Genomic DNA, 17,479 nt, shown 5'->3' on the forward strand with positions numbered 1-17,479 from the left:
ACACAACTGAATTTTAAAAATAAATTATTTACACTAAAATTGCATTATCTAAACCTAAATATTTTGTGAATTATTTAGTAAAACTGTAACAAAATACCGAAATTGCATACCAATTTGAAATGCAAAAAATTTAATCACTAATTTTTATGAAAAAATCATTAATGGCTTTAAGTACACTGCTTACGCTTGGAGGAACAGTTTCTGCCCAAAAAGTGACCTTTGAAGAATATACTTTAGATAATGGGTTACACGTAATTTTACATCAAGATAATTCTGCACCGGTTGTAATTACTTCGGTAATGTATCATGTTGGTGCAAAAGATGAAAACCCTGAAAGAACAGGTTTTGCTCACTTTTTTGAACATCTTTTATTTGAAGGAACGCAAAATATCGGTCGTGGAGAATGGTTTAAAATCGTAACCGGAAATGGCGGAACAAATAACGCTAACACCTCCGATGACAGAACCTATTACTATGAAATCTTCCCTTCAAACAATCTTGAATTAGGACTATGGATGGAATCAGAACGTTTACTTCACCCAGTAATTAACCAAATTGGCGTAGATACTCAAAATGAAGTTGTTAAAGAAGAAAAACGACTAAGGGTTGACAACCAACCTTACGGGAATTTAATTGCAGAAGTAAAACGCAACATGTTTACAAACCATCCTTATCGTTGGGCAACTATTGGTTCGATGGATCATTTAGATGCTGCAACGCTTAAAGAGTTTCAAGATTTTAATAAAAAATTCTATATTCCAAACAATGCAGTGCTGGTTGTAGCTGGTCAATTTGAACCTGCACAGGCGAAAGAATGGATTCAAAAATATTTTGGTGTTATTCAAAAAGGAACACCAATAACAAGAACAAAAGTGGAAGAAACTCCAATTACACAAACACTTAAAGCAAAATATGAAGACCCAAATATTCAAATCCCGATGGCGGTAGCTTCTTATCGAACTCCTTCCATGAAAACCCGAGATGCAAGAGTATTGGATATGATTTCAACCGTCTTGTCTGAAGGTAAATCTTCTCGTTTGTATAAAAAAATTGTGGATGATAAAAAAATGGCCTTACAAGTAGGAGCTTTTAATTTTAGTCAAGAAGATTACGGTTTGTATATTTTATACGGATTACCTATGGGAGGATTTACTCCTGAAAGTTTGATTGCTGAAATTGATGAAGAAATTGTTCGTCTTCAAACAGAGTTAATTTCTGAAAAGGAATTTAAAAAACTACAAAATATCTTTGAAAGTCAATATGTAGACAACAATGCTTCTGTGGAAGGTATTGCTGGGAATTTAGCTACTTACTATTTATTGTACGGTGATGTGAATTTGATAAATTCTGAAATAGACATTTATCGTTCTATTACCCGTGAAGAAATTAGAGATATTGCTAAAAAATACCTCAATCCAAATCAACGTTTACTTTTGGACTATGCTCCTAAATCTGATAAAGCTCAAAATTAAGATATAAATCATGAAAAAAATAGCCATTTTAGCAACGAGCTTGTTTTTAACTTTAACTATGCAAGCACAAGACAGACCTCAACCAAAACCAGGACCGGCTCCTAAAATTAACATTGGAAAACCTCAAACTTTTGAATTACCTAACGGATTAAAAGTGTTAGTTGTTGAAAACAATAAATTACCAAGAGTTTCTTATAATCTTTCGATTGACAACGCTCCATATTCTGAGGGAAACAAAAAAGGAGTTTCTGATATGACAAGTAGCATGTTGGGTAATGGAACAAAAACCATTTCTAAAAATGATTTTAACGAAGAAGTTGATTTTTTAGGAGCTTCCATCAATTTCAGCTCCGATGGTGCTTTTGCTAACGGTCTTTCTAAATATTCTAAAAGAATTATGGAGTTAATGGCCGACGGTGCTTTAAACCCTGTTTTTACACAAGAAGAATTTGATAAAGAAAAAGCAAAATTAATTGAAGGCTTAAAAGCCGATGAAAAAAGTGTTCCCTCCATTGCCAGAAGAGTAGAACGCGTTTTAGCTTATGGAAAAAATCATCCTAGAGGCGAATATTTAAGCGAAGAAACCATCAATAATATATCATTAAACGATGTTATTCAAAATTATACTTCTTATTTTACCCCTGAAAATGCCTACTTAGTTATTGTGGGCGATGTGAAATTTGCTGAAGTTAAAGCCACAGTAGAAAAATTATTTGGTGCTTGGAAAAAAGCAACGGCTCCTCAGATAACTTATTCTGACCCAAAAGATGTTCAATACTCACAAATTAATTTTGTAGACGCTTCTAATGCAGTTCAATCTGAAATTTCGGCTGTCCACATTACGAAATTAAAAATGACCGACAAAGATTATTTTGCCGCAATTGTTGCAAATCAAATTTTAGGAGGTGATTTCAACAGTTACTTAAACATGAACTTAAGAGAAGCTCACGGTTGGACTTATGGTGCCCGTTCAAGCTTAAGAGGAAACAAATATGTTGGAAACTTTTCTGCTTCTACGCAAGTGAGAAATGCGGTAACTGACAGTGCCGTAGTTGAAATTTTAAAAGAAATAAAACGTATCCGAACTGAAAAAGTATCTGAAGAAACATTAAAAAATGTAAAAGCAGGATACATTGGAAAATTTGTAATGGATATTGAAAAACCGGCAACTGTTGCCCGTTATGCTTTACAAACAAAAACACAAGGATTACCGGCTGATTTTTACGAAAATTACATTAAAAACATCAATGCAGTTACTGCTGACGATATTTTAAGAGTGTCTAAAAAATATTTCTTAGCTGAAAATTTAAGAATTGTAGTAGTGAGTAAAGGAACTGATGTTCTTCCCGGTTTAGAAAAACTGAATATTCCAATTTTCTATTTTGATAAATACGGAAATAAAGTAGAAAAACCTGTAGCAAAAACGGTAAGTGCCGATGTTACTGCAAAATCAGTTTTAGACAAATATATAGCCGCTATCGGTGGACAAAAAGCAGTTTCTGATGTCAAAAGCATTATGACTACTTCATCTGGAACAGTGCAAGGTATGGCTTTAGAAATGACTACTAAGGTAACATCTAGTAACAAATTGGCGGTGGAAATGAAAGCGATGGGAACTACTATGATGAAACAGGTAGTGAATGAAAATGGTGCTTATATGGTGCAACAAGGCCAACGAAAAGATTTTACAGGTGATGATTTAAAAGAAATGCAAGCGGGTGCCGTTCCATTTGAAGAATTAACATTAGCTAACAACAAAGACATTACATTAGGTGCAGTTGAAAACATCAATGGAACAGACGCTTATGCTGTTAAAAACGGAAAATCTACTTATTATTTTGATGTGAAAACCGGATTAAAAATTGCAGAAGCCAAAGAATTAGAACAAGGAGGTCAAAAAATGACTCAAATGACCTATTATTCCGACTATAAAGAAGTGAAAGGGATTAAAGTCCCTCATAAAACCACTTTGAATATTGGTGTTGAACTAGAATTGACAACTTCTGATGTCAAAATCAATGAAGGTGTAAGCGACGAAGATTTTAAATAAAAAACAACTTTTCAATGATAAAAGGACTGTCAGAAATGGCGGTCCTTTTTATTTTCTAGCCGATAAATAAACTCCGACAAGAATAATCGCAGCTCCTATAAATTGAACTAACGTCAAGCTTTCATTGTCAACCAATCCCCACATAAAAGCAACAACCGGAATTAAATAAGTAACCGAAGAAGCAAAAACAGGAGACGAAATTTTTATTAATTTATAAAACAAGATATTAGCTAAAGCCGTTCCTACAATTCCTAAAATAGCGATATAACCAATTACATTTTGCGTTTCTTGTACTTGTACTGCTTCAAAAAAACCTGAAAAATACAATACAGTAGAAGCCGGTATCAACATAACGATAAAATTTCCGGTTGTAATGCTCAACGGATTTAAATCGGATAAATACATTTTAATAAAATTGACATTCATCGCATAACAGACAGAAGCAATAACTAATAATACCGCATAATTATAATTCTGTTCCGGATGATTGGCAGCTCCATTGAAAATAAGCAATGTACTTCCCATCAAACCAATGAAAACGCCAAAGATTTGTCGTCGTTGAAAATCTATTTTAAAAAGAATAATTCCAAGCACTAACGTATTCAAAGGCGTAAGCGAGTTTAAAATAGCACTCACCGAACTGCTGATTTGTGTTTGAGCAACAGAAAACAGAAAAACCGGAATAAAAGTGCCAAAAACAGCCGTCAAAGCAAGGTATTTCCAATGGCGTAATTCAATATTTTTGATACTGTTGAATCCGATAATCAACAGAAATACCGCAGCAAAAACCATTCGCAATGAACCTAATTGATAAGGCGTTAAAGCCACTAAACCTCTTTTGATAAGAATAAATGAGCTACCCCAAATAAGGGCTAAAACGACTAAGTAAACGAACCTTAAATTCTTGTTTTCCATCAACTTTTTATTGCGTCACAAAACTCCGTTAATTTTCGCAAATAAAAAGCGAAAAAAATGTTATTTTTGTATTGAATTACAAACAAACTTTTTACACTTCATTTTTAAAAATAAAACATATGAAATTCACAAAAAAAATCGCCTTATTTGCCTTTACAATTTTATCAATTGTAAGTTGCAAAAAGGAAGCAACAGAAACTGCAACCACCGAACAAACGCAAGAACAACCTGCTCAATTAGCCACTGCCTCTTTTACCATTGAAGGAATGAGTTGTGAAGTTGGCTGTGCAAATCATTTAGAAAAAAAATTAGCTAAATTAAATGGTGTTCAAAAAGCAGAAGTTGATTTTGAAGCTAAAAAAGCAACCATTGAATATGATGCAAACAAAGTAACTCCGGAAGTGCTGGTTCAAACGGTTGAAGGAGCTGCAGATGGTAAAACGTATAAAGTATCCGACATGACTAATTCTGCTGATCATGCTCTTCTTTTTACAAAAGAAAAAGAAAACAGCTGATTCTAAAAAAGAAAACGCTTCTAGCGAAGAAAAAAAAGGATGCGAACCTGAAAAAAAATCAGGATGTTGTTCTGCTAAAAAAGTGGAGACGTTATAAAAAGATCATAAAAAAAAGAGTCCTATTGGACTCTTTTTTATGTTGATTACTTCTTCCAACGCATCGTTTCCATCAATGTTTGCATGTCGTCTTTAATATAACTTGATGCCGGCATAATCGAATCAAAGTTGGGTTTAGAATAAAAATATACAGAACCGGTAACAAAATGTTGAATACTGTCTGTTAAATAAAACTGTGTGTTTGATGCAGCATTTCCTCCCACTTGATAAAACATACCATAAACCTTATCTTTAGTGTTGATAAAAGGCGTTTCCACAATATCATCAGCTTTAATCACGTGCTCGTAGGTGAGTTTTTGAGCATCTTTCAGTAAAATATCAATATTATTATTGACTTTTCGGTACGTTAAATAAACAGTGGCTTTCATTTTTGGATATTCTATGGTTACGGCACAATCTTCCTTTACTTTAACTTTGGTATCAGTGTTATAGTCAAAATTAAACGGACAAGGACTATCAAAATCCATATAATTTGCCATTTGATAATCCAAACGTAATTGAGCGGTAGGTTTCGGCAAGGCATCTTCTTTACAAGCCATAAAAAACCCCAACATCATGAATAACCCAAAATATAAACTCTTTTTACGCATCTAAAGTCACTTTAATTTGTTTTACCCGTTTCTTGTCAACCGACTCAATAGTAAAAAGACATTTGTCAAAAGTAATTTTTTGTCCTTTCCGTGGAAATGTACCTATGATTTCCAAAATAAAACCGGCTAATGTTTCTGCTTCCCCTTTATTATTTTCAAATAAATCATCATCTACTTCAACAATTCTATAAAAATCTTTCAAGTTAATCTTCCCTTCAAATAAAAAATTCTTGTCGTCAATTTGAGAATAATTTATGTTTTCATCGTCAAATTCATCACTGATATCACCCACAATTTCTTCGATAATGTCCTCTAATGTAATCACGCCGGAAGTTCCTCCATATTCATCAACCACAATCGCTAAATGATTTTTCATGCTTTGGAAATCTTTTAATAAATTATCCAGTTTTTTGTTTTCTGGCACAAAAAGTGGTTCTCTCAACAAGGTGGTCCAATCAAATTCTTTTTTATCAATGTGAGGCAACAAATCTTTGACGTATAAAACGCCTTCAATCTGATCAATATTGTCTCGATAAACCGGAATTCTCGAATACCCTTTGTCTAAAATTTTGGCAATGACTTCTGTAAATGGTTCTTCAATTTCTAAGGCAAATAAGTCAATTCTCGGACTCATCACTTGGCTAGTATCTGTGTTCCCGAAGGACACGATCCCTTCCAGAATTTTTTGTTCTTCTTGTGATGTATCTTCAGACGATGTTAATTCCAATGCCTGGGACAATTGGTTAACCGAAATATTAGATTTTTGTTTGCCTAATTTATTTTCCAAAAAGATTGTAATGGCACGCATTGGCATATTAATTGGCGTCAACAACATATTCAAAATAGCTATTGGAGATGCTATCTTTTTAGCGAATTTTACATTGTTTCGGTTAGCATAAACCTTGGGCAAAACCTCCCCAAAAAATAAAATTAAAAAAGTAACAACACCAACTTCGATTGCAAAACGAAGCCAGTCAAACTTAATTTGACTAAATAAATCTTCTTTTATAAAAGAGAAAATGATAACAATACCAATATTAATAAAATTATTTGCAATTAATAAAGTAGCCAATAATTTTTTTGGTTTGCTAAGTAAGGCAGAAATAATATTTCCTTTGGATTGGTTTTGAGCAGTTGCCTCGTCGATATCTTTATTGGATAATGAAAAAAGAGCTACTTCAGATCCAGATATTAAGGCAGAAAATAAAAGCAAAACGAGAATGCCCAAAGTTCCTAAGAGCAAACTCGTATCTATATTTTCTAACAAACTCGACGGTTCAGGGTCCAAATTTAATTATATTGGTTAGACATTAATAGGGTAAATCATCTTGATTACCGCTACCTCTTTGGGCTTCAAAATTAGTGTTTTTATTTGGTTCTGTCATTGAAGGAACCTGTTGTTTATTTAACTCTGTTTCTTTCTTAGTAGTTAAAAAAGTAAATTCAGTCACTTGAATTTCTGTAGTGTATTTTGTTTGACCATCTTCCGCTTGCCATTGTCTTGATTTTATTCGCCCTTCAACATAAATTTTATCTCCTTTTGAAAGGTATTTTTCGCAAATTTCAGCGGCTTTATTTCGAACAACCAAGTTATGCCATTCCGTAGATGTTATTTTTTCATTGGTAGTTTTATTAATATAAACTTCATTTGTTGCCAAAGGAAACCTTCCAATACAATTACCACCATCGAAATAATGCATTTTTACATCGTCACCTAAATGACCTATTAACATAACCTTATTTAAAGTTCCATTCATAATATTTTGTTGTTTTTGGACAGTATCAAAGTTACGAATTTAATAACAGTTTAAAAATACTTTTCAATAAAATTAAAAATCACAATAGGGAACGGTCTCTTTTTGATAGATTGTTTTGACTTTGCATTTTCCAATTTTCCTTTCACTTGAATATTCCAAAATCTGATTTTCAACCGTTGATGGGATAAAATATGCAAAATACTTTTTTCTTCATAGGCATTAATAGATATTATTTCATTTGAAAAAAATTTCACTTTATTGATTTCATCTGTAATTTCTTTCTCTGTAAATTCAATTAAAGATTCAATTAAGGGAAATTCGTATAGATTATGCCAAATACCTTTTTCGGTCCGCTGTTGAATAATTGAATTTCCATGTTCATCTTCAAATACCAAATAATTAAAAAAACGTTCGGTCACTTTTGTCTTTTTTAATTTAACCGGGAGCTGATTTACTTTATTTTTTTGCAATGCGACACAACTATCATTCAAAACACAAACGGAACAATTGGGATTTTTTGGCATACATTGCAACGCTCCAAATTCCATAATAGCTTGATTAAACTGCAAAGAATTCCTTTTATCTAAGACTTCATAAGCCAAAGCTGCAAACTCTTTTTTGGCTATTGTTGAGGAAATGTCAGTCTCCACATCAAAATAACGAGCTAACACGCGAAAAACATTCCCATCTACAACAGGAACCGGCTCATTAGAACTAAAAGAGGCAATTGCTGCAGCTGTATATGTTCCAATTCCTTTTAATTTTAATAATTCCTGATAAGAAGTCGGGAAATTCCCACCCAAATCAAAAGCAACCAGTTGAGCTGTTTTATGAAGATTTCTAGCACGAGAATAATAACCGAGTCCCTGCCAAAGTTTTAAAACTTGCTCTTCTGATGCATTTGCTAAATCAAATACCGTTGGAAACGTCTCCACAAAGGCTATATAATAAGGCAAACCTTGGGCAACTCGCGTTTGTTGTAAGATGATTTCTGAAAGCCATATTTTGTAAGGATTTGTAGTGTTTCGCCAAGGCAAATCTCGTTTATTTTCTAAATACCAAGATATAAGCCGATTAGAAAAAGTCATATTTTTAATTTGGTTAACAAAAGTATAAGTTTATGTGATTAAATTTTAATCAATTATGCTTGAATAATTGTTTTTTTAATTTGTATATTTGCACACTCAAAAATTTACACATAAATAATTAATACGAAAGAAAATGACGAAAGCAGATATCGTAGCGAAGATTTCAGAAAAATTAGGACTTGAAAAAGGTGATGTTCAAGCAACTGTAGAATCTTTTATGGAAGAAGTTAAAAACTCATTAGAAACTGGCGACAATGTTTATTTAAGAGGTTTTGGAAGCTTTATTATCAAAACAAGAGCTGAAAAAACAGGAAGAAACATTTCAAAAAACACAACAATTAAAATTCCTGCTCACAACATTCCGGCATTCAAACCAGCAAAGGTTTTTGTTGAAGGTGTGAAAACCAACACTGAAGTAGCAGTATAACTCATTTATTAATACCAAAAAGATCACACTATGCCAAGTGGAAAAAAGAGAAAGAGACATAAGGTAGCGACGCACAAACGTAAGAAAAGAGCGAGAGCTAACCGTCACAAAAAGAAAAAGTAGTGTAAACTACTTTTTTCTTTTACAAAAAGTTCTTTGAAATGAAACAGTAAAAAACAATAACTGTTTCACCGGGTACAAAACTACCTGTTTAAAATATTGTTTAATCCATCCTTACAATTAGGCCTTAAGCTTTATGCTATAAGCTTTAAGCAATTTAAATTGCCTATCGCCTATTGCTATTGCCTATTGCTAAAAAGTTCGGATAAAAATTTACAACGTGAATAAAGAATTGATCATCAGGTCAGGTTCTGAAGCTGTAGATTTTGCCTTATTAAAAGATGGAAAACTAGTAGAATTACACAAAGAAGAAGAGCAAAAAAGCGGCTTTCAGGTGGGTGATATTTTTATCGCCAAAATCAGAAAACCGGTTCCTGGGCTTAACGCGGCTTTTGTGCATTTAGGTTTCGAAAAAGATGCCTTTTTACACTACCACGATTTGGGTCCAAACTTATCTTCGATGTTGAAATTCACCAAACTTGTAAGCACAGGTAAACAAAAAGATTTCTCCCTTAAAAACTTTCAGTTTGAAAAAGAAATTGACAAAGATGGCACCATCACCGATGTGTTGAGTGCAAATCAGTCGGTTTTAGTACAAATCGTTAAAGAACCTATCTCTACCAAAGGTCCAAGAATTAGCTCTGAGCTTTCTCTGGCCGGAAGATATATAGTTTTAGTGCCGTTTTCTGACCGTGTTTCTGTTTCACAAAAAATAGAATCGAAAGAAGAAAAAGACCGTTTAAAGAAACTTGTACAATCTATCAAACCGAAAGGATTTGGTGTTATTGTTCGCACAGTAGCAGAAGGCAAAAAAATAGCCGAATTAGACCAAGACATGCAGAATTTACTCAGTAAATGGACTGCCATGTGTAAAAAATTACCAACGGCTCATCATCCGTCTAAAGTATTAAGTGAAATGAACAGAGCTTCATCAATACTCAGAGACGTATTTAATGATTCCTTCACCGGAATTTATATTGATGATGAAGAGTTGTTTGAGCAAACCAAAGAATCAATTGAAGAAATTGATCCTTCAAAAGTGAACATTGTCAAACTTTACCAATCAAAGGAATTGCCCATTTTTGAAAAATACCATATTGAAAGACAAATCAAAACGTCTTTTGGTAGAACGGTATCAATGAGCAAAGGAGCTTATTTAATTATTGAACATACCGAAGCTCTTCACGTTATCGATGTGAATAGTGGAAACCGTTCCAATAAAGCTCAAAATCAAGAAGACACAGCCCTGGAAGTAAATATGATTGCAGCAGCAGAAGTTGCCAGACAATTGCGTTTACGGGATATGGGCGGAATTATTGTAGTCGATTTTATCGATATGCAAAATCCGGAAAACCGAAAAGTCCTTTTTGATTTCTTGCGAGAGGAAATGAGTGATGACAAAGCAAAACACAAAATCTTACCGCCAAGTAAGTTTGGATTAATCCAAATCACGCGACAACGAGTAAGACCGGAAGTCAACATTAAAACAAGAGAAGAAGATCCTAACAATGGAACTGGAGAAATAGATGCTCCAATCCAAGTTATTGATAAGATTAATCTCGATGTTGAACGACTAAAAAATCATAAAAAGCTGGTGCTCAATGCCCATCCTTTTGTGGCCGCATACCTAACCAAAGGTTTTCCATCATTACGTTCAAAATGGTTTTTTGAACATAAAAAATGGGTGAAAATTATACCTCGTGATGCTTACACGTTTTTACAATACCAATTTTATGATAAAGAAGGTAATGTAATAAAAGAATAAAAAATAACGTCTGCCTTTTGGTGGGCGTTTTTTTTTGGCTTTTTGCCACAAATTACAAGAATTTGCATTATTTATTAAGTTTACTATTTTCTTTCTACTAATTTTGAAGGATACTTATTCTGATGAAATTTCATTTATTTAGTTGCTTTTTTTGTTGGATTATTTTCCAAAATACAAGTTCAGCTCAATTGGGTTGCACGGATGTTTTGGCTAAAAATTATAATCAAAATGCAGTTGAAAACGATGGCAATTGCTGTTATAAAAGACTAAAAATTAAGAAATTTACTTCAGTTGTTTTGAGCGATATGCTCAATGAAACCTCTAGTTTGGTGGAGTGGGAAAATCACCTTTATACTCACAATGACGACACCGATTTACATCTTTATCAATTAGATAAAAAAGGTGCTATCACAAAAAGCATTAAATTAAATGGTATAAAAAACAACGATTGGGAAGAACTTACGCAAGACGAAACCCACTTTTATTTGGGTGATTTCGGCAATAATGCTAGCGGAAACAGAAGCGATTTAACCATTTTTAAAATAGCCAAAAACTCCTTATTTGATAATCCAAAAATAGAAACTATTTCTTTTTCATATCCCGAACAAACCGATTTTTCCAAACAAAAGAGCAACATTACTAACTTTGATTGCGAAGCTTTTATTGCTACTGAAAATGAACTGATTCTATTTACCAAACAATGGAAAAATAATCAATCCGCTGTTTATCGTTTACCCAAAACAGCCGGAAAATATTCAGCAGAATACATTACAACCCTAAAAGTAAACGGATTGATTACCGGAGCAACTTTTGTAGAAGGGAAAAACCTCATCGCTCTTTGTGGTCATACCAAAAAGCTAAATCCATTTATGTATTTGATTTACGATTTGAAAAATGTAAACTTTGAAAATATCAACCAACGAAAAATAAAATTGAAATTGCCTTTTCATCAAATAGAAGCCATTAGTTCAACCAACGGTATTGATTTTTACATCTCTAACGAACGGTTTTCAAGAAAAATTATTGGAACGGTTTTGCAACAACTGCATCATTTTTCGTTAGAATTTATGTCAAGATGAGCCAAAGACTCACTCCTGCTCCACTTCCAATTTTCGCTTAATTTCATTTCCTTTTTCATCAACTACGGTAACATAATGTATTCCGGATGCAACTATCAGTGGCATTTCATGAAAATTTTGTGTGATTCCCAAATAGGTATTATCCACATACCAATATAATTTTATATTAGGTTGAGAATGAGCCACTTTCAAAATCATCGGTTGTACTTCACTGTCAAAGTTTTTGGTTAAATAGATTTTACTATTAGTTTTAGGATAAATAAAATCCATCGCAGCCATTTGATTATCGGCACAATCTTGTCGAAAAGGTGGCAAAACCCAATAATCCATATTTTTATTTTTATAATACCATTCCATCACAGGAGGCAATACAAACCAAGGTTTTGTCACAATCTTATCTACATTTTCACAGCTACTATTCACCCTAAATTGTTCGGAAATATCTAAATGAATAAGTTTGTGATATGGACATTGTTCGGTTTGCTTGGCCGAAACCGGAATCCATTGACTCACTTTCGGACAATTTTCATTGGCTAAGTAGCCACTTTTCTCACAAACTTCTACTTGTTGCATATTATTTAATGGTTTTTCAAACCAACTACTTCTGGGTAATAAGTTGAATACATCAAACAAAATCGGTGCTGCATGACTCACTCCGGTTAATGTCGGACGACCTTCTCCTGTCGCATTTCCTACCCAAATTCCAACTACATATTTTGAACTCGATCCAACCGCCCAAGCATCTCGATTACCAAAACTCGTTCCGGTTTTCCAAGCAATGGGTAACGAAGAATCATAAAACCGCCAAGCTTCATCTCCTTCAGGTCGATTTACTTCCTTCATTGCTTCGTAGGTTAAATAAATTGAACCCGCTCCTACTATGTTTTTTTGATACGATAATTTACCGAAATCCACTTTCTTTTCTGCCTCATAATTCAACTCCGAAAATTCATTTTGTCGGTATTGGTATTTGTTAACTTGATATTGATTTAGCGTTCCCGTCAGTCCGGCATAGGTTTTACACAAATCCCATAAATTGCTTTCCGCTCCACCTAAAATAAGTGACAAACCGTAATGATTAGGATGCTTATTCATGGTAGTAAAACCATATTGTTGCAATTGTTCATAAAACCGATATACTCCAAAATCCTGCAACATCAACACCGACGGAATATTCAACGACCGCGACAAAGCTCGTCTGGCAGGAACCGCTCCGTCATATGTTAAATTGAAATTCTGCGGACTATACCCTGAAATTTGTGTTGGAATATCAGGAACCAACGTGTTGGGCAACAACTCTCCATCATCTAACATTCCTGCATAAAGTAAGGGTTTCAAAATACTTCCCGAGCTTCGTGGTGCAGAAATTATATCTACATCTTTTTGATGATTATTATCGGTGGGAGCATTGCCCACATAGCCTATAATATTTCGGGTTTCGACATCAACCACCAAAATGGCTAAATTATAAACTTCATTTTGTTTGTATTGGTAGTAATAATTTTGAGCGATTTGGTTCAATCGTTCTTGCAACGCAAAATCAATCGTGGTTTTGACTTTTTGACCTTCTTGCTTTTTGGCTATTTTTTGTAATAAATGCGGAGCCATTTGCGGTAAGTCAAATGGTTTTTGTGGCAACGGTTCCTGCAACGCCATTTCATACGAAAGTTGGTCTAAAATTTTATTTTCATACAATTTATGCAATAACTTATTGCGTTTTTCCAATAAACGTTGTTGGTTTTTTCCGGGATAAATTAAACTTGGAGCATTGGGTAAAACTGCTAATGTAGCTGTTTCTGCCCAAGATAATTGATGCGATTGCACCCCAAAATACCGCCACGAAGCCATTTCTAATCCCACTACATTACTCCCGAACGGAGCATGAGCAGCATACAAACTCAGAATATCTTTTTTGGAATGCCTAAATTCCAACCGCGTTGCCAAAACGACTTCGATGATTTTTTCAAAATAGGTTCTCATTTTTCCTTTTCGGGAAAGACGAATGACTTGCTGAGTTAACGTACTTCCACCTCGAACCACTCTGTTAGCTTTGCTATTTTGACGAAACGCATTCCACATAGAAATCGGATTAAAACCCGGATGATAGTTAAAATGTTGGTCTTCAAAAGCAATAATACAGTGTTGAAACTTCTCCGGCACACTATCCGACGCCGGAAACCGCCATTGTCCATCACGAGCGATTTTGGCTCCTAATAAATTACCTTCTTTGCTTTCAATTACAGTAGAATACGGTTGGTTAAAAAGTGTTCGTGGCAAGCAAAAATAATAGCCCATCAACAACAGCAAAAGCAAAATGGATTTGATTTTGTGTTGGAGGATTTTGGTTTTTACTTTATGAAGGAAGGGTTTGAGCACGGATTTATGTGTATAAAATGGTACAGAATTAACGGTAAATTTACTGATTTTATTGTTGTAAAATCATTTCTTCCCTTTTATAATATGTAATTTTTTGTGGTTGTAATCCTAAAATATTATAATATTTTGTGGTTATAACCCTAAAATATTATATTTTTTTGTGATTGTAACGATTTATTTGTTACTTTTGTGCTTATGATAAATAGAGATTTACATCAAAATATACTCGAAGATTGGGACAAAAAGAAAGCCATTGTGCTACTTGGACCGCGTCAAGTTGGAAAAACCACTTTAATTCAAAATCTTGTAGAAGGCAAAAAAGTATTGTTTTTAAATGGCGACGACCCTCAAACCCGATTACAATTTTCGAATGCTAATTTTACATTTCTCAAAAACACGGTGGCCGATTATGACGTGATTGTGATTGACGAAGCTCAACGTATTGAAAATATTGGCATTACCACAAAAATGTTCATTGATGCCAAATTAGATAAACAATTTATTTTGACGGGTTCATCTTCATTAGATTTAGGCAACGAAATCAATGAACCACTTACCGGAAGAAAATGGGAACATCAACTTTTTCCGTTGAGTTGGCATGAAGTGAGTAAGCATTACAGTTTTGCGGTTGCCCATAATCGATTGGAAGAATTCTTGATTTATGGGTTATATCCCGAAGTGGTTACTGAAACCAAAAAGCAAAAAATCTTATTGGAATTAGCCGGAAGTTATTTATACAAAGACATTTTAGAATTAGCTAATATTAAAAAACCCGACTTACTGATGAAGTTACTCAACGCTTTAGCCCTTCAAGTGGGAAGTGAAGTTTCCTATAATGAACTGGCTAAAATATTGGGCGTTGATAGAGCTACCGTAGTGAATTACATTGATTTATTGGAAAAAGTATTTGTGATTTTCCGATTACATCCCTATTCAACCAATCAGCGAAATGAAATAACTGCGAAACCAAAAATTTATTTTTATGACAATGGCATCCGAAATGCGATTATTGGTCAATTTAATCCATTGCAAAATCGGCAGGATGTTGGTGCTTTGTTTGAAAATTTCTTCATCAGCGAACGCATTAAAAAATTGAGTTACTCCGGTTTTTATGGCAAAACTCATTATTGGCGAAACACCCAAAAAGCAGAAATTGATTTTCTCGAAGTGCTGGAAAATGAAATTACAGCCTACGAAATCAAATACAACCCCAAAAAACAAGTCCGATTCACCAAGTCATTCACTGAACAGTATCATCCAAAAGAAACGATTGCGATTCATTCGGGGAATTTTTGGGAGTATTTGTGATTGGGATTTACTGCGAAGTCATAGAATACGGAGAGCGGAGGCAAGGAAAAAATCCTGGCGAGCGAAGGGACCAAACACTAAACCTAAAATTAATACGACTACAATAGTAATATCCATTACCTTTTCTTCTTTAGACGTTTAGTTACTATTTTGAAATTTTCTGTTTTTGGTTCTCTAATTCCACTGCTATAGGTTTTGGATTCAAAAACCATGTCTTTCTCTAACTTACCAAAACTATCGTTTGTGTAAAGCCATTTGTTTTTAGGGATTTCAATTTGCCAAATTGATTTTTCTTCTTCCATTTTTGCCATTTTAGTTTTCCATCACAATTTACTAACTTTTTTCTTAAATTTGAATTTAATTCTAATTTTAAAATTATGAAAAACAATTACATTACTTCAATCATAGAAGGAAATACTCATCAAAGTTTTAGTTCATAACATCAAACAGTTCTATCGACTAACTGACAAAAATGTGTAGATACCTACCTATTATTGGACTTGCCTAAATTAAACAAAACCACTTTAAAAATAGTTTAGTAGGAGTCTATTAAAATAAAACAAAATGAAAAATCAATTATTTGAAGATTTAAAAAGCGAGATTAAAATTGAATTACACGAAACTTTAAAAGTTTATTGTGATACTATTTGGAATGTTTATGAAGAAACGAACGTAGTTGATTTTGAAAATACAATAAATAGATTTTTAAAAAAATTGAATTCAAAAGCAAATAGTATGTATTTTGAAAACCATAATATTTATTGGTGCACTAATGATTTAGAAATTAATGAAATAATTCATAAATGTTTATTAAAGACTTTAAAGGTTACCAATTGGGATAACATTAAAGTAGAAAATAATATAAATTATATTATTAACATTGAAAAAGCTATTAATTATCAAGACAGAAAAAATGATGATTTCGATATATTTCTATTAGAAAATCCTGATGTGTTTTTTAGAATTTATAATCATTTTATTAATTTCATCACAAATTAATTGTTAGGTTATTATTATATCAGAAAAAATAAGCATAATCAAAAATGTTTAAAAAATTATCAGAAATATAAACCAAGAGGTTATGTTTAGATATTGAATATTTATCATAAATAATTTACAGAAAAAACCCAACCGGAAAGAATCTCTAAAATCCATTTTTAGAAGAGCTTAAAATAGTTTAAAAAAAATATCCTAGTAAAAAAACACTTGAAGTATTACATTTTCATAATTAAAATGTAAAAAGTCCATTTACCTTTTTTTAAGCTTTTCATATTTTCGTATGATAAAGATTAAACAAGAATTTATCGTTATAAAAGCTACACATGAAACAAGAAGTATATTTTAAAAACATACAAAGCAAAATAGTTGAGTTATTAGAGAGAGCGGAATTTGACATTAAAATTGCTGTAGCGTGGTTTACTGATGAGAAAATTATCCGAGTTTTAAATAAAAAAAAGAAAAATGGAGTAAATATTGAAGTTGTAATTTATAATGATAAAATAAATAAAGCTGATTTATATTTTGAATTGGTAAAATCTGAGGTAAATTTTTATAAATCAAGTAAACTAATGCACAATAAGTTTTGTGTTATCGATGAAGAGATTGTAATCAATGGTTCTTATAATTGGACAAACAATGCAACTTCAAATAACGAAAATATAACAGTTTTATACTCATTTGATTTAGTAACTAACTTCTTGGAAGAGTTTAATAAAATAACAACATCAAAATTTATTTCAAAACTTAAACTTTCAGATTATTCAAAATCGAATTCATATGAATTCCAAGCAGATGAAATCATAAGCAAATATCAATTTCCCTTCTTTTTTAAAAGAAATGATGAAATTAAATTTATTAGAAATAAAAATGATATATTATATTTTTTTGATAGAGTTAAAGA

At 32.7% G+C, this 17,479-nt stretch carries 16 protein-coding genes; 9 read left to right on the forward strand and 7 right to left on the reverse strand.

The genetic code is table 11. The features are described 5' to 3' along the window. Positions 1-146 precede the first annotated feature (146 nt). Both C0512_RS08195 and C0512_RS08200 read left to right on the forward strand, forming a co-directional pair. The gene (locus C0512_RS08195) at positions 147-1,472 is read left to right on the forward strand and encodes a pitrilysin family protein (RefSeq protein WP_290860443.1); all 1,326 of its coding nucleotides are present in this window, start codon (positions 147-149) and stop codon (positions 1,470-1,472) included. Between the two features lie 10 nt (positions 1,473-1,482). Further along, a complete protein-coding gene (locus C0512_RS08200; protein WP_290860445.1) occupies positions 1,483-3,522 on the forward strand; it encodes an insulinase family protein in 2,040 nt (679 codons plus the stop codon). Positions 3,523-3,570: 48 nt separating this feature from the next. On the opposite strand, the gene C0512_RS08205 is transcribed toward C0512_RS08200, so the two are convergent. Then, the gene (locus tag C0512_RS08205) at positions 3,571-4,437 is read right to left on the reverse strand and encodes a DMT family transporter (RefSeq protein ID WP_290860447.1); all 867 of its coding nucleotides are present in this window, start codon (positions 4,435-4,437) and stop codon (positions 3,571-3,573) included. A 119-nt stretch (positions 4,438-4,556) separates the two neighbouring features. Between C0512_RS08205 and C0512_RS08210 the strand changes: the two genes are divergently transcribed. Then, on the forward strand, positions 4,557-4,952 hold the full coding sequence (locus C0512_RS08210; protein ID WP_290860450.1) for a heavy metal-associated domain-containing protein: 396 nt from the start codon (positions 4,557-4,559) through the stop codon (positions 4,950-4,952). 143 nt (positions 4,953-5,095) lie between these two features. On the opposite strand, the gene gldD is transcribed toward C0512_RS08210, so the two are convergent. Genes gldD through mutY form a run of 4 tightly spaced genes read right to left on the reverse strand, consistent with a single transcriptional unit; the run spans position 5,096 to position 8,504 of the window. Next, positions 5,096-5,659, reverse strand: a complete 564-nt coding sequence (gldD, locus tag C0512_RS08215; protein WP_290860452.1) for a gliding motility lipoprotein GldD — start codon at positions 5,657-5,659, stop codon at positions 5,096-5,098. Continuing rightward, positions 5,652-6,947 (reverse strand): gliding motility-associated protein GldE, encoded by a 1,296-nt coding sequence (locus C0512_RS08220; RefSeq protein ID WP_290860454.1) that lies wholly within the window; start codon positions 6,945-6,947, stop codon positions 5,652-5,654. The genes gldD and C0512_RS08220 overlap by 8 nt, the downstream gene beginning before the upstream one ends. A gap of 22 nt (positions 6,948-6,969) precedes the next feature. Further along, positions 6,970-7,416, reverse strand: coding sequence for a single-stranded DNA-binding protein (locus C0512_RS08225; RefSeq protein WP_290860456.1), 447 nt, complete (start codon positions 7,414-7,416; stop codon positions 6,970-6,972). A 50-nt stretch (positions 7,417-7,466) separates the two neighbouring features. Beyond that, the gene (gene mutY, locus C0512_RS08230) at positions 7,467-8,504 is read right to left on the reverse strand and encodes an A/G-specific adenine glycosylase (RefSeq protein ID WP_290860457.1); all 1,038 of its coding nucleotides are present in this window, start codon (positions 8,502-8,504) and stop codon (positions 7,467-7,469) included. Between the two features lie 133 nt (positions 8,505-8,637). Between mutY and C0512_RS08235 the strand changes: the two genes are divergently transcribed. The 3 genes from C0512_RS08235 to C0512_RS08245 all read left to right on the forward strand — a co-directional run bounded on the left by C0512_RS08235 (position 8,638) and on the right by C0512_RS08245 (position 11,895). Beyond that, positions 8,638-8,931: an HU family DNA-binding protein gene (locus C0512_RS08235; RefSeq protein WP_112085891.1), complete on the forward strand. Its 294-nt coding sequence runs from the start codon at positions 8,638-8,640 to the stop codon at positions 8,929-8,931. A gap of 340 nt (positions 8,932-9,271) precedes the next feature. Further along, positions 9,272-10,816, forward strand: coding sequence for a ribonuclease E/G (locus tag C0512_RS08240; protein ID WP_290860462.1), 1,545 nt, complete (start codon positions 9,272-9,274; stop codon positions 10,814-10,816). 122 nt (positions 10,817-10,938) lie between these two features. Further along, positions 10,939-11,895: a T9SS C-terminal target domain-containing protein gene (locus C0512_RS08245; protein WP_290860464.1), complete on the forward strand. Its 957-nt coding sequence runs from the start codon at positions 10,939-10,941 to the stop codon at positions 11,893-11,895. Between the two features lie 9 nt (positions 11,896-11,904). Here the strand turns inward: C0512_RS08245 and pbpC are convergent, their stop codons facing one another. Beyond that, complete coding sequence (gene pbpC / locus C0512_RS08250; protein ID WP_290860476.1) at positions 11,905-14,190, reverse strand: penicillin-binding protein 1C; 2,286 nt, start codon at positions 14,188-14,190, stop codon at positions 11,905-11,907. A gap of 276 nt (positions 14,191-14,466) precedes the next feature. On the opposite strand from pbpC, the gene C0512_RS08255 reads away from it, so the two are divergent. Continuing rightward, positions 14,467-15,579 (forward strand): ATP-binding protein, encoded by a 1,113-nt coding sequence (locus C0512_RS08255; RefSeq protein WP_290860466.1) that lies wholly within the window; start codon positions 14,467-14,469, stop codon positions 15,577-15,579. 116 nt (positions 15,580-15,695) lie between these two features. On the opposite strand, the gene C0512_RS08260 is transcribed toward C0512_RS08255, so the two are convergent. Continuing rightward, positions 15,696-15,881, reverse strand: a complete 186-nt coding sequence (locus C0512_RS08260) for a hypothetical protein (protein WP_290860468.1) — start codon at positions 15,879-15,881, stop codon at positions 15,696-15,698. A 262-nt stretch (positions 15,882-16,143) separates the two neighbouring features. Here C0512_RS08260 and C0512_RS08265 point away from each other — a divergent pair, with 262 nt between their 5' ends. Both C0512_RS08265 and C0512_RS08270 read left to right on the forward strand, forming a co-directional pair. Continuing rightward, positions 16,144-16,578 carry a hypothetical protein gene (locus C0512_RS08265; RefSeq protein WP_290860470.1) on the forward strand — a complete coding sequence of 145 codons (435 nt, stop codon included), beginning with the start codon at positions 16,144-16,146 and terminating at the stop codon, positions 16,576-16,578. 323 nt (positions 16,579-16,901) lie between these two features. Then, positions 16,902-17,479: phospholipase D-like domain-containing protein (locus C0512_RS08270; protein WP_290860472.1), on the forward strand; the 578-nt coding region annotated here is incomplete at its 3' end.

The organism is Flavobacterium sp., from assembly GCF_013822155.1.
GTDB lineage: Bacteria > Bacteroidota > Bacteroidia > Flavobacteriales > Flavobacteriaceae > Flavobacterium.